Raw genomic sequence first — 17,272 nt, 5'->3', positions numbered from 1 at the left:
GAAGAAAAACCATTATCAATCAGGTTTGACCAGTATCATTTTGCTGCTTACATCAGGATAAGCAGCAAAATGATATGTTATTTAGAATGTTCTAATTGACTAATGTGAAATGACGGGCTGTGGTGTTAATGACCGACAAACCCAACAAAGACTTTGTCGTTCCCTAAGATTCGGGAAAACGCATACCCATGTTGTTGTGGGATAACGGAGTGTTTTCCTGCGCCAACCGCAGGGTGTTTTGCTCGAAATTGTCCGAGAACTTTCCAGTGTTCTAATAACGCGTTTTGCTGATCACTCAATTGCCACACCATGTCAGAGCGTGTCCCTTGATGAAAATCGTCGGCATATGGGCCGATTGGTCGGCCGATTTCGTCGCCGTAATAAACTTGTATGGCACCTGGAGTTAACAAAAGGGCATTCGCAGCGTTTCGCTGCATATCATAACGATTAAAGCGACTAAAAAATAACTCTGTGTCGTGAGAAGACATATAGCTGACGGGAGTATGGTCCGGTGTTTGCTGCATACTGTCGGCGTAGTTTTGGTAAGTCTCGGCCATTTGGCTGAAGCAGGCCGCTCCTTTATCCAGTTTCTTTTGCAGATCAAAGTTGATTAATGCATCAAAACCTTGCTCAGCATAAGGGGAACGGTAAGCCGAATGGCCCCATACTTCGCCCATCATCCAAAAAGGTTCACCACGTTTATTGTTGGCTTTACGCCACTGCTCAAGTTGTTGACTGGCGCTTTGTTTGAGCCGTTGCCATACCTCGCCTTCAACGTGCTTTACCGTGTCAACTCGAAAGCCATCGATTCCAAAACGTTTGACCCAGTCACTTTGCCATTCGATTAAATAATCTGAAACGGCAAAATTGTCTCTTGCTTTAACGCGAGTATTTGGGTTCTCTAGCAGCCATTTTGGTGGTGTGACAAATTGGGGCGATTCCGTTAAAAAGTCTGGCAAACCAGCGAGCGTGAGTGTGGTATCGCTAGAGCCGGGTACTGGGTAGTTAGGCAATTTGGCGCGAACCCAATCACTTCCCCACCAATTACGCCACTGGGGACTGTCGTAATCGATAAGCTGGTTGTACTCGTGCCAGTTTTGCGCAGAACTGGGTGTCCAGTTTGTCCAACGCTCAGGTAAGTTCTTACTATCGCCGACGGCAATATGATCATGTTGAAGGTCGGCAAGTGTGGCATAGCCGGGATGGTTGATCACGGCATCGAGCAGTACTTTGATGCCTCGTTGGTGTGCTTGTGAAACCAGTGTTTGTAGATCTTCTTCATTACCAAAGTTTGCGTCAAGCTTGGTGAAATCGCGCGTCCAGTAACCATGGTAGGCATAAAAAGGAAAGCTACCGCTGTCGCCACCACCAACAAAACCATGCACCTGTTCAACAATTGGTGATAGCCAAAGTACATTCGTTCCTAAGCTGGCAATGTAATCGAGTTTATCAATGATGCCTTTGAGATCCCCTCCGTGGAATGTGCCTATCTCTTGCTTTCCATCCTTTTTACGACCATAGCTGTGGTCATTTTGTGTATCACCGTTATTGAATCGGTCAACCATGACAAAATAGACGTTGGCATTGCGATAGGTGAAAGCGGGCGCTGGTGTTTCGGGAGCCACAGGTGCAAGTAACACCAAACCTCCGCTACTGGGGGAAGGGGTTATCGTTACCTGCTGGTTTTTTACCGTCACCTCTGCATTGGTGAAAGCGTCACGCAAACGGGTGCCTTCAGGAAAGGTATTTGCAACAAATAAGGTTACCGGGCCGTGAGCGTATTGCTCACACTTCACGTTGGGAATTGGGCGTTTAAATGTTGATTTGGTCGTTTTCTTGGCCGCTCTGTTGATGGTTAATGTATGCTGGATGTCATCGAAAACAAATTCATAGTCACCGCTAAATCGTATTTTTATGGGAAGAGTCGTTGCTTTGGCGCAATTTAGGCTCAACGGTGTGCGAAAACGGGCTTTCTGCTGCGTATCTGCTTTACAATTTCCCGTTAGACCCGAAATGGTTAGCGTATAAGCGTCTTTTACTAAGGGAATCGTCAAAGGTGCTTGACTGGTGAGAGGGAAATCTCGGCTCGTGGTCGTGGTAGAAATAGAAAGCGTAGGTGATGCATTGACAATCATAGACGTTAGAGCGGAAATAGCGGCGACTAGAATAGGAGTTTTCACGATATATCCTTGTGATGGAGTAGGGCATTGTCGATGTTAGCCGCCGAGGTGTCGCTTGACATCATTCCTCGTCTCTACGCCTCTAAATGAGTAATTACTCACAAAACAACTACTCAAGGGATGAGCTGCTTTGCCAAAAGGCACTGATTTTTTGAAAGGTCAACCATTGGACATCAATAAATCCTAATAAACGTGCGATACCACCCAGATCTGCGGAATAACTTAACTTTGCAGTTATTGTCGCATTGAGTGAAGACGGAAAGCCTCTTAACCTGATGTCAGAATATTAGGAGGGAATTATGGTAGAAAAGGTAACCATGGCACAGCAAGGACCTGAGTTTTCGGAACTTGTTCAGGGCTATTGGCGGTTAGGTGAGTGGGGAATGACACCACAGCAGCGCCTCACATTTCTAAAGCAGCATATTGAGCTTGGTATTAGCACCGTTGACCATGCTGATATTTACGGCGGCTATGAATGTGAAGCGCTATTTGGTGAAGCGTTAAAGCTTGAACCTTCGATTCGTGAACAAATTGAGATTGTGACCAAATGCGATATTAATCTCTGTACAGAGAAAAATCCTGAACGAAAAATCAATCATTACGACACCAGTGCGGCGCACATTTATCAGTCGGTCAATAACTCATTAGAGCGATTGGGCGTAGAGCAGATTGATGTTTTATTAATTCATCGCCCAGATGTGTTGATGGATGCCGATGAAGTCGCAGAAGCATTTAGTGAATTGAACAAAGTGGGCAAAGTGAAACATTTTGGTGTATCAAACTTCACGCCTGCTCAGTTTGAGCTTTTGCAATCGCGCCTGTCGCGACCTCTGGTGACAAACCAAGTTGAGATCAATCCGTTGAATTTTGATGTGGCTCATGACGGCACACTTGATCAACTGCAAATGAAACGCGTAAGACCAATGGCTTGGTCTTGCCTCGCAGGTGGTGAAATATTTACAGGTACTTCTGAGTCGGCAAAACGTGTGCGTGCGGAGCTAGAAGCATTGCGCGAAGAGGTTGGTGCCGAAAGTATTGATCAAGTGATTTATGCGTGGGTTCGTCGCTTACCTTCTAAACCATTACCTATCATTGGTTCAGGAAAAATTGAGCGAGTACATTCAGCAGCCAAAGCGTTAGATATTGAACTGACCCGAGAGCAGTGGTATCGGGTTTGGGTTGCGTCAAAAGGCCACGGTGTGCCATAGAAAACACAATAAAAAAGCCAGCGTTTAAGCTGGCTTTTTTGTGATGCCATTATAGTTCGTCGGCATATTCTTCTGCAAAGTCTCGAACTTTCTCGCTTGATGCTTCAGTTGAAAGTCGAACCAGTTGAGCTTTGTATTTTTGGTTACCAGAAACGCCTAATACGCGGCAAATCCATGCATGGTAATCTGCATATAAGGAAGGTCGATAGCCACGATTTACAGCCGTATCGAGTTGTTTGCTGAGTGCGTCTAGCAAAAATTCGTTCTCACGGTGATCCCTATAAATGCGTTTCACCGCTTTTTTCTTCAAATAAAGGTCATTTGCAATCGTCATATTGTATAGCTGATGCTCCTGCCAGCTTACATTCACATCGTTAGGGAGAGGGAGGTGAATTTGGTACGATTTCAGGTGGCGAGCTTCCATCTCTTTGATACTGTCTTTTGCAAAGTTACGTAATTGCTCTGATGAACCTTCTTTGGCAACAAGTTCGAGAGTGTTTAAATACTCGGTTAAACCTGCTTCCGTGAGCGTCTTAATTTGCTCTTCGAGTTCATCTAACTCATCTTTAGACAAGGCTTTTTTATAGCTAGCCAGTACCGCTTCGTTAATGGGATCGAATAGTTTAGGTTGGTTCAACCACTGATCTTGAATCTCTTCATATGCATTCATACGTTTTTTACGCTGAGAACTTAAAATATCAGCGAGTAGCGGCGCTGTGACAGATTCAGGAATGTATGAGCGGTCCATGGTCGGTTGAGGTTGTTTTTGAAACTCATCGAATTTGTCTTCTACTCCGTCTTTTAGCTTTTCAATTGCATCAGGATTCTTCACATAACCTTCATAAGTTGGAATCTCTTCTTTAAGTAGAGTTACGACATCAAAAGCAATAGAGACTGAAAACGAAGCGTCACGTTTGATACTTTCCTCTGATAACTTTTTAAAATAGTGAAGGCCTTTAATCGTGCGCTCTTTACTAAAGTAGATCGACTGTTTCTTACCATTTTGAACTGCGTAAACACTATAGTAGGCGCGAGGCACGCCAATACTATCAATTGGAAATGGTGTGCCTTCACCAGCGAAGATGCGACGATAATCAACCTGTACTTTTAAAGGGATAGCTTTCGGATCATTATTGTCAGCCAACAGTCCTTCTTCTTCGAGCTTTGCGAGGAAAGCCATTTCCATGAGTTCACGAGTTTGTTCCTGATCTAGATAATTTGGAAAACTTAACTTTTGAACCAGATCGATATTGAAATCTTTTACGGTGAACTGAGAACCTGCAGGGATTACTGCAGGTTCAACTTTTGCTTGTTTTGGAGATGAACCACAGCCAGATATAGCGAGAATGAATGGAAGAAATAGAATAGACAACAGCGTTTTATATTTTTTCATTTAATACTCCTTTATTATTAGATTGATAGGTTAGGAGTACTAGTTTTTCATTTCCAATACTTTATTTACAAAACGAGTATTAGATCGGATAAGTGGTTCTTATTAATGTTTTTATCAAAAGTTAAGCCAGCAAAGTGCTGGCTTTTTAAGGTAATTAAGAGAATGCAACATCGAATGAATCATCATTAGTGAGAAGCGTGTATTCCACCCCATCGGATAATACATGAACTTGATGATATTCGTCAGCGTCGAAGCCTTTGCGTTCAATCTCTCTGGTTTGTTTATTGGTAAGATCGTCTACGTCAATTAACGTGATTTCTGTTGAGAACGCAAGATCGATATCCGTAACAATCAGCCCAGTCGTGGCTTTTGAGTTGCTAGCAAGATCGTCGCTATCCAGTGTGAGCGTTTGGTTGAAGCCCTTTCCTTGTATTGCTTCAAAACCTTCGAAAGTAATGGTGTCATCACCATTGGTAATCAGGATATCGAAGCCTTTACCACCATCCACATGGCGTTCTTTGTCATCGCGGCTTGCTGCTGATAACTGTGATAGATCAACAATGTCATTTCCTTTGCCGACATTAATCGAGAACTCTGTGTATTGCGAGCCTTCAATATTTTCCAGTGTGACGGTATCGTCGCCTCGTCCTGTATCTATATCGAATGTATTGCTCCAGCTATCGCTATTACTTTTGACGCCGATATTAATTGTGTCGCTTGATGCAGAGTTTGATGTATCGATCTGGCCACGCTTTACATTCGTGATGTTCAATGTAGAAAATCCACTTTCTGATTTATTGAAAATATTAACATCGACAATATTATTGATATCTATAAATGTGGAGTTGGATGAAATATTCGCTTCCTTATACCCAATTTTGTTCCACTGATCTGAGTTTATTATAATTTTGTCGAGCTTTATTAAATCATCATGGTCAGTGCAAGCGATAGTTATGCCGCTTTTATTCCACAATAAGTAAGAATCTTCCTGAATATAAGTAGTATTGTCTTTGGTTAGGTTCTTGGATGTGCCTGTACCATCAATATTCGTTGTTCCTATTAAAATAGCCATATAATTACTCCCTTAATTATTTTTATCTAAGCCTTGGGCTTCAGGAATAGTTTCATATAAGCCTAATAAAATGCAATGACCATCATCATGACCAGTACGTAGGTAGTTACCTAGGAATTAGGTTTGAATTTATATGTCAATGTGGAACAAAAGTGCTAAATCTCTTGGTTGGATTATGGAATGATCTTGCATAAATAGTTAGCGTGAATGTAATTTTGCGACGCAAAGTGAGTTATAAGATTGATATTAATTATGTTCAAAGTTTGTCAATTTATTTTAAATTTTTTATTTTTATTCTCTTTAAGAAAAAACTTACAACATATTTAACTTTACTGTGAATGTAATCCAATCACGAATAAAACTCTGGCTTATGTTCCGTTGTTGATTTGGGTGTATGAACTGATTTTTGGCAAATAGGTGGAATATAAAGTTGAAGGTAAGATTCGGTTAACCGAGGCCTAAAAAAGCTGCTCGTTTGAGCAGCTTCTTTATTATTAAGCGATATCGAATGAATCGTCATTCGTTAGGATGGTGTATTCAACACCGTCAGATACAACGTTTACTTGGTGGTAATCGTCAGAATCTAGTCCCATACGCTCTAGGTAGTTCACTTGCTTCATACCAAGGTCGTGAGATTCTACCATGGTTACATCATCAGAGAATTCAACGTCGATATCAGAAACAACCAAGCCAAAACCAGGCTTGTAGTTTGCTGCAAGTGCGTCTGAATCTAGAGTCAAGGTTTGGTCGAAACCAGTACCTTGAACAACTTCGAAACCTTCGAACGTGATGGTGTCGTCACCGTTAGCAATTAGCGTGTCGAAGCCTTTACCACCTTCAATGTGACGTTCTTTGTCTGCATTACTAGCGTAAGCCATACCTGAAACATCAACAGTGTCGTTACCTTTACCTGCATCGATTGAGAATGATGTGTACTGAGAACCTTCAATACCCGTCATTGTGATCTCGTCGTTACCGTGACCAGAGTTGATATCGAAATGGTTGCTCCAGCTATCGCTGTTGCTCTTAACACCTACATTGATTACGTCATTAGAGACACCATTTGATGTATCAATTTGACCACGTTTTGCGTTCATCACATTGATTTCTGAGAAGTGTGAAGCCGTGCTGTTTACGATGTTCACATCAACAACATTGTTAATATCAATGTAAGTTGCTTCAGAATTTAGGTTTGCTTCTTTGTAACCTTCTTTATTCCACTCATCAGAACTGATAATAATGCTATCAATCTTGCTGTGATCTTCGTTATCGGACTCTACAGTCACGCCGTCTTCATTCCAAGTTAGTGAAGAATCGTCGTTGATGTATGTGCCGTTGTTTTCATCTAAATCAACAGAAGAACCTGTACCGTCAGTATTCGTGGTACCAATAATAATGCTCATTGTATTGTTCCTAGTATGATGGAATTAATTTGTGAGCACATTCTTATATAAAGTTGAGAATTTGTAATCGTAGTGAAAGTCTTTTGGTTTTATTTTGGTACTATTGGCTTAATTAGTTCTAAATTATGATTTTTAAACGCACTTATAAACTCAATTGCATGTATCAATAAATCTATGATCGGTTTGCATTTGTTTGATATATTGAGTGAATGTATTTTGATTAAAATTTAAGCGTTATTCTTATTTTCTTTCATAGGTATTCTGAAGTTCACCGTAATTTCAATTAGGGATCAAGTGCATATACAGGAAAAACCTGACGCTTATGTCAGCTGTTGCTGTTGCATAGTTCGTGATTAAGAATAATCCGTTGTTATATATTAAGGGTTATGAAATTAGTTTTTAAAAAGAAATAAAAAACCGCCCGAAGGCGGCCTTTTTATTAAACTAGTGCGTAGTCATCGTCTTCAACTAAGAGAGTGAATGACTCATCAGCATCGGTATAGACATTGACTAGGCTGAAATCAGTTGCTTCATAACCTAATTGGTCTAAGTAATCGATATGTTCTTGATCAAGCATTTCAATTTCGTATTCACTGATACCTTCGCCAAAGCTTACGTCGATGTTTGCGACCACTAAACCTAGGTCGTTACCCACGTTGTTTTCTAGCGTTTCGGCATCCAGAGTTAGACCGCTCTCAAACCCGGTACCTTCGACGACTTCAAAACCTTCAAATCGAACTATCGCATCGCCGTTTGTGACTAACTTATCAAGGCCTTCGCCACCTTCAAGTACACGTTCTTTGTCTGCATGAGAAGCTGCTTCGATGGTAGAGATGTCAACTACGTCATTACCTTCACCAAGCTCAATCTTGAATTCGGTATATTCTGAGCCCATAAAACCAGCCAGTGTGACATTGTCATCACCCGCACCGGTTTCAATTTCAAACGTGTTACCCCAAGCGTCGCTGTTACTTCTAACACCAACATAAATCGAATCGTCAGACTCAACACCTGTAGTATCGATTTGGCCACGTTTCACATTGAGCACATCGATGTGAGATGTACCGGTTGAGGATTGGTTAGTGATGTCGACATCAACAAAGTTGTCGATCGTGATTGATTCGTAAGAACCATCAACCTTCGCTTCTTTGTAACCAGCTTTATTCCACTCTGCTGATTGAAGTACAAAGCTTGTGAATGGCACATCATATTGACTGTTAATTGTCGCTGCAATTATGCCGTCTTGATTGAAGAAATCAGGAACGATAAAACCGTTTTCAGGTGTTAGATCTGCTGAAGAACCTGTTCCGTCCAGGTTAGTTGTACCGATAATGACGCTCATTGGGAATCCTTTATTACGATGATCATTAATTTACCATTCCGTCGCATAGCGACCGGATCACTGAGTCCTTTGTTCATCAACCATTGCTTCATGCGTCAATGAACAAAAGGTTGAGTCATCATATACAAAGAAGTTTTGCATTAGTGATCTTGAATATTGATTTGGTAATTATTTGGTACTGTGAATGGAAGTGGTTCCAAATAATTAACATGCTGTATCTATTGGTTTGGCGCTGTATTTTTCTGTTCTTGTTGATAGAAATGATTATTTAGTTATTTATCAATAATTTTAATTGAAAGTTGGATCAGTACCGATATGGTTTGCGTTTAATTCATACCTTCTTTCCATGGCTTATCATCTAATGTGCTGGATTGCTTGGCCATCTTACTCCTGAAATATGGGGCTCCCATCAACATGTTGAACTAGACCATAGGTCTAACGATTTTAAGCAATCAATGATCTTGATTCAGAAAGTGCCGCGCTGCTACCTGACAACTTAATGAAGCGAAGCATCTCGAAAGATCAGCAGATCCTAACCATTCATCCTGATTATTTTCAGTTGACGCCATATTGTTACCACTTATCTCAAACCTAAGCACCTTGGCAATGCATTGATTAATCTTCCAACATCACGACCAGATAAGGACGAAAGCGATGAATGTGAAGAAATCTGTACTGGGCATTTTTCTAGGGGCTATGGTTTCAACATCTACTATGGCAGCCCCAAGTGAAACATTGATTGGTCAATACAATCTAGCGGCGGAAGGGGATGAAAACAAAGTCAGTGAGGTGTATCAGCAACTCACTCAGCAGATCAGTAAGCAAGGGGCTGATGCACTCAGTTTGGTTTACCTCGGTAGTACCCAAACTTTGATGGGCAGAGATGCGTTTATACCATGGAACAAGATGAAATATACCGAGCAAGGTTTAGCGACTATTGCAAAAGGATTGAGTCTGATCCCTGATCAGCCAACCGATCTTAAACAGCAAGAGTGGCGACAAGGACTACCCGAGAACATTCTTGCTCAAGCAATTGCCGCGGCCACATACACTTCATTGCCCGATATGTTTAATCATTTTGAGCGTGGTTACGATCTATTTTTAGATCTGCTTTCAAGTGAGGATTTTTCTGCTCAGAGTTATGAAGCCACGTCTTGGATCTATATCTACGCGATTCAAGCTGCGTTGCGTGCGGACGATGCTGAGCAAGCGATGAAATGGCTTAATGTGATGCAAACACAAAATGCTTCCCACCCGATGACGCTTCAAGCGGAAGCGATTATCCAGCAATCTGTTTGAGGTAATATCATGATTCAATTCAAGAAAGTCTCAAAGCGTTACCAACTCGGGGAGCAATATGTTGATGCGCTTAAACAGGTGACTGGTGAGATCTCCAACGGAGAGATGGTGGCATTATGTGGTCCCTCCGGTTCAGGTAAAAGTACGCTGTTGAATATCCTTGGACTGCTTGATATGGAATACGAGGGAGAGGTTTTGTTTGCTGGCCGAGCGTGCCCAAAGGATTCGCATATTGCAGCGCAGATTCGCCGGACTCAACTGGGCTTTGTATTCCAGCGCTTTAACTTAATTCCGGTCATGACAGCATTAGAAAATGTGGCTTATCCATTAATGCTCAATGGTTTTAATGCATTTGAGCGAGAAGCACGAGCGAAAGATATTCTGGAAAAAGTCGGGCTTGGGGGCTTTATGGAGCATCGTCCCGATCGCCTTTCAGGAGGCCAGCAACAACGCGTTGCTATCGCAAGGGCATTAGTTCACCGCCCTCAACTGGTAATCGCAGATGAACCGACCGCCAGTTTAGACAGTCATACCGCGAATGTGGTGATTGAGCTAATGAAGGCGCTAGGTCATGAAATGGGAACCACCTTTGTTGTTGCAACGCATGACCCACGTATGGCAGAGCATTGTGACCGGTCTATTTTGTTGTCTGATGGTGAAATTAAAGGGGAGGAAATGCGATGGGCAAGTTAATCCCTCAATCCATACGGTTGGCATATCTGAATCTTACGCGTAACTCGCGCCGTAGCATGTTATCTGTTGCGATTGTTGCTATTGCAGTCTTTGCGTTGACCAGTGCAGGAGGCTTTGGCTTGTATACCTACGAGTCGTTGCGAGAATCAACCGCGCGCGATATCGGTCATCTAACTTTAAGCCAGCCAGATTACTTTGAGCTTGATGAAGAAGTGCCTTTAGAAAATGGTTTAGCGGACACCGAAGAAGTGATCAAAGGCTTGTTGGCCAATCCTGATATCCGTGGCATCCAGCCTCACATCGACTTTAACGGATTGATTTCAAATGGCAGCAAATCGACCATTTTTGTAGGTAATGGCGTGAATGACAGAGAGTTTGATATGAAGGGGCCTTTCCTTGATGTCAGAGAAGGAAAAACGCTTTCAAACATTGCCAGTCCACGTTACAACGCGCAGGAACCTGAAGTGATGTTGGCCGTGGATTTAGCGCGAAATTTAAAAGTCATCGTTGGAGATTGGATCACGTTGTTAGTGACCACAACCGATGGTGCGTTGAATGCCTTTGACTTTAAGGTTCAGGGGATTTATTCCACTGGGGTGCCCGAATTGGATAAGCGAGAGCTGTACATACACGTGAATACGGCTCAAGAACTACTCGCTTCCAATAAAGTGAGTACATTGTCTGTTTACTTGTTTGATATTGAAAAAACTGATGCCGTACAAACTCAAGTCGAAAGTGCATTATCTCAAGTCGATTTGGCACAAAACATGGCTGTGACGCCTTGGCAGCAACGCGCCTTTTTTTACGACAAAGTGAAGAATCTGTATGACCGAATCTTCGGAATCATGGGCGCAGTGATGGCGATGGTGGTATTTGTGTCGTTGTTTAATACGTTGACCATGTCTGTAACGGAACGCACTCGTGAAATTGGCACCTTGTCTGCTCTTGGCACTTATCCTGGCGAAATCGTGGCTGAATTTATTAAAGAGTCTCTTCTTATGGCTTTGATCGGCTCACTACTTGGTGGTGTGCTTACAGCGTTAATAAGCGCCATCTTGTTTGTGTCTGACATTCAAATGCCTCCTCCTCCAGGGAGTACCGAAGGTTATCCACTGAATGTCTATTTTTCTTTCGAACTTCTTGCCTATACCGCTTGTAGCGTGCTGGTCATCTGTGTTTTTGCAGCTTGGATTTCTGCACGCAAAGGGGTGAATAAACCTATTACTGAGGCGTTAATTTATGTCTAAGTTGCTATTAACCAGTTTACTCTTTATTTGCTCGTCTTCTTGGGCGAACACAGTTGAACAGATGCTAAAACAAGCTGATCAGTATCGTTTAAATGAAAATGCAGCCAAAGTCGTGTCGTTAGTGAAGTTATATGAACACGACAAGTTGGATAAGACACGCCAATACCATGTCTATACCCGCGAGAACCGCGAGTCTCTGGTGGTGTTCAAATCTCAAGTTGAAGCTGGGCAAAAAATGTTGATGCTGGGTGATAACTATTGGTTGTTGATGCCAAAAAGTCGCCGTCCAATTCGAATCACACCGATGCAGAAACTGCTGGGTGAGGCGTCGGTTGGCGATGTTTCTACGCTAACTTGGAGCGATGATTACCAAGGTGCTCTGGTGGGTGAAGAGGTGATTACCTTGGATGGTCGCACCATACAGAGTAATAAACTGGAATTGAGCGCGAAAACAAAAGGTGCGAGTTATCAGCGAATCACGTTGTGGCTCACTGCGGATAATGATTTTCCACTAAAAGCAGATTTGTACTTACATTCGGGTAAGCTAGCAAAACAAGCGTTATTCCAGCAAGGAGGCGGAGAAGAAGGCATTCGGGTCGATGCGATGATTTTGCTTGATCAGATCCAGCCTGCGAAGAAAACGGTGATTGAATATCAAGCCGTGACACCGTATCAGCTGGCAGACAAGTATTACAACCCGGCGTTTCTAACACGTAACTCTCAAGTGGATCTCTGATATGAAAGCCATCAGTGTTGCATTGCTTTTAATTGTGTCCAGCTCTGTGAATGCGAACGTTCAGATTGAGTGGGACTGGATGATAAGTTCTGACTACGTTGAAAAACGTGAAAGCACGATCTTTGTTAATAGCGAACGCAATAACGCTCAAAGTGTCAATGCGCTTTTGGATGCACAAATAACATGGAAAAACTGGACTGGTCTTTTTGCTATCAAGGGAAGTGAGCTGTATAGCAATGAATCTCAACATCAGTTTGATGCTGAATTTGTGGTCCAAGAGCTATTCTGGCAATCAAGTTTTGAGTTGGGAACGACATCGCTGGATATGAGTGTTGGAAAAATGCGTCTCGATTGGGGGGTAGGTTACGGTTACCGCCCATTGGATGTCTTCAAACCTTATCGGCGCAATCCTGTTGGAATACAAGTGGAAGAGGGAGCGGGGGCGATTGTGCTTTCTAGCTTTGAACAATCAGGTGAATGGAGCCTCATTTACAGTGATTCCTCATGGAATAGCCAAGCAGGTTCGGAATTGTCTGAAGCGGCTGAGCAACAAGGAATTGGTATTCGTCGATATATGTTGGTTGATGATCATGAATGGCAAGGCCTAGTGTATTACGATGATGTCAGACATGGTCTGGTTGCGGGTTCTCTAGTAACGGTTTTAAACAGTGAGCTTGAGCTTCATGGCTCTGCGTTATACCAACGTCAATACCAGTACTTTTCGTTAGGAAGCGTTTTCCAGCCTGTCGAATTGCAAGAAGAGGCACATGGGTACCAAGCATTGATCGGGCTAAGTTGGGCAAATGGGGTTGGTCATCATGTGATTGCCGAATATTGGTATGACAGTCGCGCTTGGGATAAAGAAGATTGGCACTGCGCTTTTGATCATGCTTCTATGCTTAAGCGACAAAATGAAGCATTACTGGCAAGCAGCTATGCGTTAGGTTACCAGCAGGTTAATTTGGTGCAGCATAATATTATGCTGCATTGGACGTTAGATAGTTCCGCATGGGAGCATTGGAACTGGAGCCAGAACCTAGGTTGGCTTTCAGATTTAACGCCGACATTGGATGTTATGTATTCCCCAGATGATCGAGGTGTGATTGCTACGCAGTGGTTAAATTATCAAGCATTCGATTCAGGAGATGCTTCGATGGAAATGGAGCTTGCCGCACGCTTTTTTACTGGCAGCGATTCATCTGCGTATGCAAATCTGCAAGACAAGTATATGATTCTTTTTAACTTAAAAGGGAAGTTCTGATGGACAATCACATGAGTCACTGGCGTGGGTTTGGTAAAAGTTTGGTTTTTACGTCACTGTTTTGTTTAGTGATTGCAGTCATTACCAAGATGATTTGGTCAAGTGCATGGGGTGAGCATTTAGCCATCAGTTTTGGTTACGGTTATTCTGCGGTATTTACTGCCCACTTACTAAGCGTCTATAAGCCAGATTTACCCTATCGTTTTATTAATCTACTATCGGTGACCAGCTCGATGATCTTTGGCACCGCCAATGCCCACTATTGGCTTAAGAAGTATGAAAAATTTAGTGACTTTTCTGATCTGCAACCAGTGATGGCACTTGGGCTGATATTTACCGTTGCTTGCTTCTTTTACTTTTATGCATACGAGCAGAAAATTGTGGCAGAAAAAGAGCTCGAAATTGCTAAGCGTAAGCAGTCGGAACAAGAGAAGGCTTTGTTGCTGAGCCAACTGAACCAATTACAAAGCCAGATTGAACCTCACTTTCTTTTTAACACCTTGGCGAATATCAATGTGTTAATTGAACAAAATCCACCTTCTGCGAGCAAAATGCTCGAAAAACTCACCGAACTGCTGCGAGCAACCTTGAAAAAAAGCCGTCGCCGATTAGTTACCGTTGAAGATGAGCTGTCTCTGGTTGATGCCTATTTAGCGATTCATAAAATTCGCTTAGGTAATAGGTTAGAGTATGAGGTGAGTGTTGAATCGTCATTGAGAGAAACCCTTTTACCTCCAATGTTACTGCAGCCTTTAGTTGAAAATGCAATTCAGCACGGAATCGAGCCAAAATCTGACAGTGGCAAAGTGCAAGTGAGCATTACTTGTGATGATGAATTATTTCACATACGAATCACGGATACGGGGGTTGGGTTATCTGGCGGCAACTCAACGACGGGAAATGGCATCAGCTTAGACAATATTCGTCAACGATTACACGCTCTGTTCGCTGGGAATGCCTCCTTGGGTTTGAGTGAAAACCGGGAAGGTGGGACAACGAGTCATATCACAATCAACAGAGCGGCACTAGAGACATTAATACAGTCAAATGGATTGATAGATGAGCAAGATAACGGCAGTAATTGCAGATGATGAACCTTTATTGAGGCATCATTTAGATAAGATGTTGGCAGAGTTGTGGCCAGAACTTGAGATCGTAGGTTTGGCTGCCAATGGTGCTGAAGCTATTGAATTAGTTCAGCAATATCATCCTACGGTCGTCTTTCTCGATATTCGAATGCCGCAGCTCGACGGAATGTCAGTGGCTAAGCAACTGTCGAAAATGGCCACAGCGCCACTGGTGGTTTTTATCACAGCTTATGATGAATATGCGATCCAAGCCTTTGATAATAATGCGATAGACTATCTGTTAAAACCTGTCTCTGAAGCGCGATTAGCGAAAAGCTTGGAACGTATACAGGCTAGGGCGTCATCTAGTTCTGACGCAAATCCTGATGTGTCGGTATTACTTGAAAAGCTGCAATCTTTATCACCCTCAACATCGACCGCAGAATACTTGAAATGGATACGTGTTCAAAAAGGCGAAGACATCCATCTGGTTTCCGTATCTGACGTGTTGTATTTCAAAGCGGAGGATAAATACGTCACTCTGTACAAATCAAACATGGGTAAAATAGAGGAGTTTTTACTCAGAACTTCGCTTAAAGAGTTGCTTCACCAGCTCGACCCAGAACATTTCTGGCAGATCCACCGCTCGACGGTAGTTAATGTTTCAGCGGTTGAAAAAGTAAAGAAAGAGTTTACAGGTAAAATGTATGCATATATTCAAGGTAATAAGCTTTCAGTGAGCCGGGCAATGCAATCAAAATTCACTCACCATTGGTGAATTCCGAAAATTCATTGCCGTTACCTCTTCTGGCTTAATCGCTTGAGAATAATAGAAGCCTTGAATGTACCTAACTCCAAGCTCGTTCAATTGTGAAAGTTGCTGCTCTGTTTCTACCCCTTCGGCAATGACCTTCATGTCCAGTTGTTTCGCAAGTTGTATCATTGAGACCAAAACTGGGGTGATGGAGGATTCAGCATGAAGGCTCTTAATGAAGACCTTGTCAATTTTCATCACATTGAATGGGTGTAGGTGGATAAAGTTCAAACCTGAATAACCCGTACCAAAATCATCAATCGCAATCTGATAACCGCTGGCATGCAGTTCTTTCAGTGATGCGACGGCTTCTTCAAGCTCATCCGCACTAAATTCCACGTTTTCAGTAATTTCTAGCAATAGTTTTGATACCAATTTGGGGTGCTTTTTAGCGAAATCTTGCAGGTATTGGATAAAGCTATTGTCGATAATGAGCGTTCGACTGATATTAACGCTGATATAACGATTCTTTAGTAGCTTTTTATTGCGATAAAGGAAGCTAGCCACAGAGTCGAGCGTGTTTTTAGTGATCACATCAATAACCCCTAACTTCTCAGCTAAAGGAATGAAAATATCGGGTGATATTTGCCCTTGGCTTGGATGATTCCAACGAACTAACGCCTCACAACCGCTCAACGTATGATCGTTGCTATCGACAATCGGCTGTAAGTACAGCTCAATTTGATCGTTTTCAATGGCACTTAGCAGTGAAAATTCCATCGATCTTTTCGCAAGGGTCTGGTAGCGGATCAGTAAATACACCACCGACAAGGCGCTAGCAATAAAAATAGCTTGCCAAATATGTTCGAAAAAATGGTGTTGGAAGGTGGTGGCATTCAAATAAATGGTGATCGATAGTGGGTAAAGATGCGATGAGAAGCTAAACAGCGTATGGGCATCTTCCATTGAACCCGCGTCACTGATGATTGATTGATCCAAAACCTGGATACGGTATCCATAGTTTTGTTCGGCTAATAACGGCTCAACCAGTTGGATGAACTGCTTTGGTGGCATCAATGCATTTATACCTTCTCTCTCTTTTTCAGAGGCGTACACAAAAAAGGTTTGCAGCTTGCTTTTAGATTCCGTCAGTGAAATCGTTGTATTACTCGGGGAGTGGTAGATTCGGTCTAGTACCGAGTTATACAGTTTGATCTTTGTTTTACCTTCGTTGCTAGTACAAATGACGTAATTGTCTCTGTACATCCCCACTTCTTTTAGCATTTCAGAATGAAACGCGTATGAACGAAGGGCTAGCTTGTCCTTGGTGGTACAACTGTCGCTAACTTGTGTTTTTAGCGCTCTTAGTTCATCTGAAATCTTATTGATATGGTTTTCGAGTATTGCAATAGAGGCTTTACCATCAGCCATGGCATGGTTTCGTACGTGGTAGAAATTGAGCAGAACAGCAGTCAAAACAACGACCATAAAGATAATGACTACGGGGAGGTAGTTGGGTAGGTGGTCTATAGCTTGTGCAATAAAGCTGTTTGTTTTTTTTATATTAGATCTCTGGTGCTGCATAAAGAGTTAAGCCAACGTTTTTATTCACTATAA

Annotated in this window: 14 protein-coding genes; 8 read left to right on the top strand and 6 right to left on the bottom strand. The window is 42.4% G+C overall.

Going from position 1 to position 17,272, the window contains the following annotated elements:
- Positions 1 to 125 precede the first annotated feature (125 nt).
- Positions 126 to 2,180 (bottom strand): alpha-amylase, encoded by a 2,055-nt coding sequence (locus ACQEXU_RS09810; protein WP_427010663.1) that lies wholly within the window; start codon positions 2,178 to 2,180, stop codon positions 126 to 128.
- A 299-nt stretch (positions 2,181 to 2,479) separates the two neighbouring features.
- Between ACQEXU_RS09810 and ACQEXU_RS09805 the strand changes: the two genes are divergently transcribed.
- Positions 2,480 to 3,388, top strand: coding sequence for an aldo/keto reductase (locus ACQEXU_RS09805; RefSeq protein WP_427010662.1), 909 nt, complete (start codon positions 2,480 to 2,482; stop codon positions 3,386 to 3,388).
- A 49-nt stretch (positions 3,389 to 3,437) separates the two neighbouring features.
- Here ACQEXU_RS09805 and ACQEXU_RS09800 read toward each other — a convergent pair whose 3' ends face one another.
- From ACQEXU_RS09800 to ACQEXU_RS09785, 4 genes are all read right to left on the bottom strand, one after another.
- Entirely contained in the window at positions 3,438 to 4,781 is a 1,344-nt protein-coding gene (locus ACQEXU_RS09800) for a hypothetical protein (protein ID WP_427010661.1), read from the bottom strand.
- Positions 4,782 to 4,935: 154 nt separating this feature from the next.
- A complete protein-coding gene (locus ACQEXU_RS09795; protein ID WP_427010660.1) occupies positions 4,936 to 5,853 on the bottom strand; it encodes a hypothetical protein in 918 nt (305 codons plus the stop codon).
- A 494-nt stretch (positions 5,854 to 6,347) separates the two neighbouring features.
- On the bottom strand, positions 6,348 to 7,256 hold the full coding sequence (locus ACQEXU_RS09790) for a hypothetical protein (protein WP_427010659.1): 909 nt from the start codon (positions 7,254 to 7,256) through the stop codon (positions 6,348 to 6,350).
- A 439-nt stretch (positions 7,257 to 7,695) separates the two neighbouring features.
- Entirely contained in the window at positions 7,696 to 8,598 is a 903-nt protein-coding gene (locus ACQEXU_RS09785; protein WP_427010658.1) for a hypothetical protein, read from the bottom strand.
- A 654-nt stretch (positions 8,599 to 9,252) separates the two neighbouring features.
- Between ACQEXU_RS09785 and ACQEXU_RS09780 the strand changes: the two genes are divergently transcribed.
- Genes ACQEXU_RS09780 through ACQEXU_RS09750 form a run of 7 tightly spaced genes read left to right on the top strand, consistent with a single transcriptional unit; the run spans position 9,253 to position 15,679 of the window.
- Positions 9,253 to 9,897 (top strand): hypothetical protein, encoded by a 645-nt coding sequence (locus ACQEXU_RS09780; protein WP_427010657.1) that lies wholly within the window; start codon positions 9,253 to 9,255, stop codon positions 9,895 to 9,897.
- 9 nt (positions 9,898 to 9,906) lie between these two features.
- Positions 9,907 to 10,590: an ABC transporter ATP-binding protein gene (locus tag ACQEXU_RS09775; protein WP_427010656.1), complete on the top strand. Its 684-nt coding sequence runs from the start codon at positions 9,907 to 9,909 to the stop codon at positions 10,588 to 10,590.
- Positions 10,578 to 11,837, top strand: a complete 1,260-nt coding sequence (locus ACQEXU_RS09770) for an ABC transporter permease (protein ID WP_427010655.1) — start codon at positions 10,578 to 10,580, stop codon at positions 11,835 to 11,837. The genes ACQEXU_RS09775 and ACQEXU_RS09770 overlap by 13 nt, the downstream gene beginning before the upstream one ends.
- Positions 11,830 to 12,573, top strand: a complete 744-nt coding sequence (locus ACQEXU_RS09765; RefSeq protein ID WP_427010654.1) for an outer membrane lipoprotein-sorting protein — start codon at positions 11,830 to 11,832, stop codon at positions 12,571 to 12,573. The genes ACQEXU_RS09770 and ACQEXU_RS09765 overlap by 8 nt, the downstream gene beginning before the upstream one ends.
- A 1-nt stretch (position 12,574) precedes the next feature.
- On the top strand, positions 12,575 to 13,834 hold the full coding sequence (locus ACQEXU_RS09760; protein WP_427010653.1) for a hypothetical protein: 1,260 nt from the start codon (positions 12,575 to 12,577) through the stop codon (positions 13,832 to 13,834).
- An 11-nt stretch (positions 13,835 to 13,845) separates the two neighbouring features.
- Positions 13,846 to 14,925 carry a sensor histidine kinase gene (locus ACQEXU_RS09755; RefSeq protein ID WP_427010652.1) on the top strand — a complete coding sequence of 360 codons (1,080 nt, stop codon included), beginning with the start codon at positions 13,846 to 13,848 and terminating at the stop codon, positions 14,923 to 14,925.
- The gene (locus tag ACQEXU_RS09750; RefSeq protein WP_427010651.1) at positions 14,894 to 15,679 is read left to right on the top strand and encodes a LytR/AlgR family response regulator transcription factor; all 786 of its coding nucleotides are present in this window, start codon (positions 14,894 to 14,896) and stop codon (positions 15,677 to 15,679) included. Before ACQEXU_RS09755 ends, ACQEXU_RS09750 begins: the two co-directional genes overlap by 32 nt.
- Here the strand turns inward: ACQEXU_RS09750 and ACQEXU_RS09745 are convergent.
- Positions 15,656 to 17,239 carry an EAL domain-containing protein gene (locus ACQEXU_RS09745; protein ID WP_427010650.1) on the bottom strand — a complete coding sequence of 528 codons (1,584 nt, stop codon included), beginning with the start codon at positions 17,237 to 17,239 and terminating at the stop codon, positions 15,656 to 15,658. The genes ACQEXU_RS09750 and ACQEXU_RS09745 overlap by 24 nt on opposite strands.
- Positions 17,240 to 17,272 lie beyond the last annotated feature (33 nt).

This window comes from Vibrio sp. TRT 21S02, from assembly GCF_050113675.1.
In the GTDB taxonomy this organism is placed as follows: domain Bacteria; phylum Pseudomonadota; class Gammaproteobacteria; order Enterobacterales; family Vibrionaceae; genus Vibrio.
Note: the sequence above shows the minus strand (reverse complement) of the source record. Positions and strands in the feature narration are given on the sequence as shown.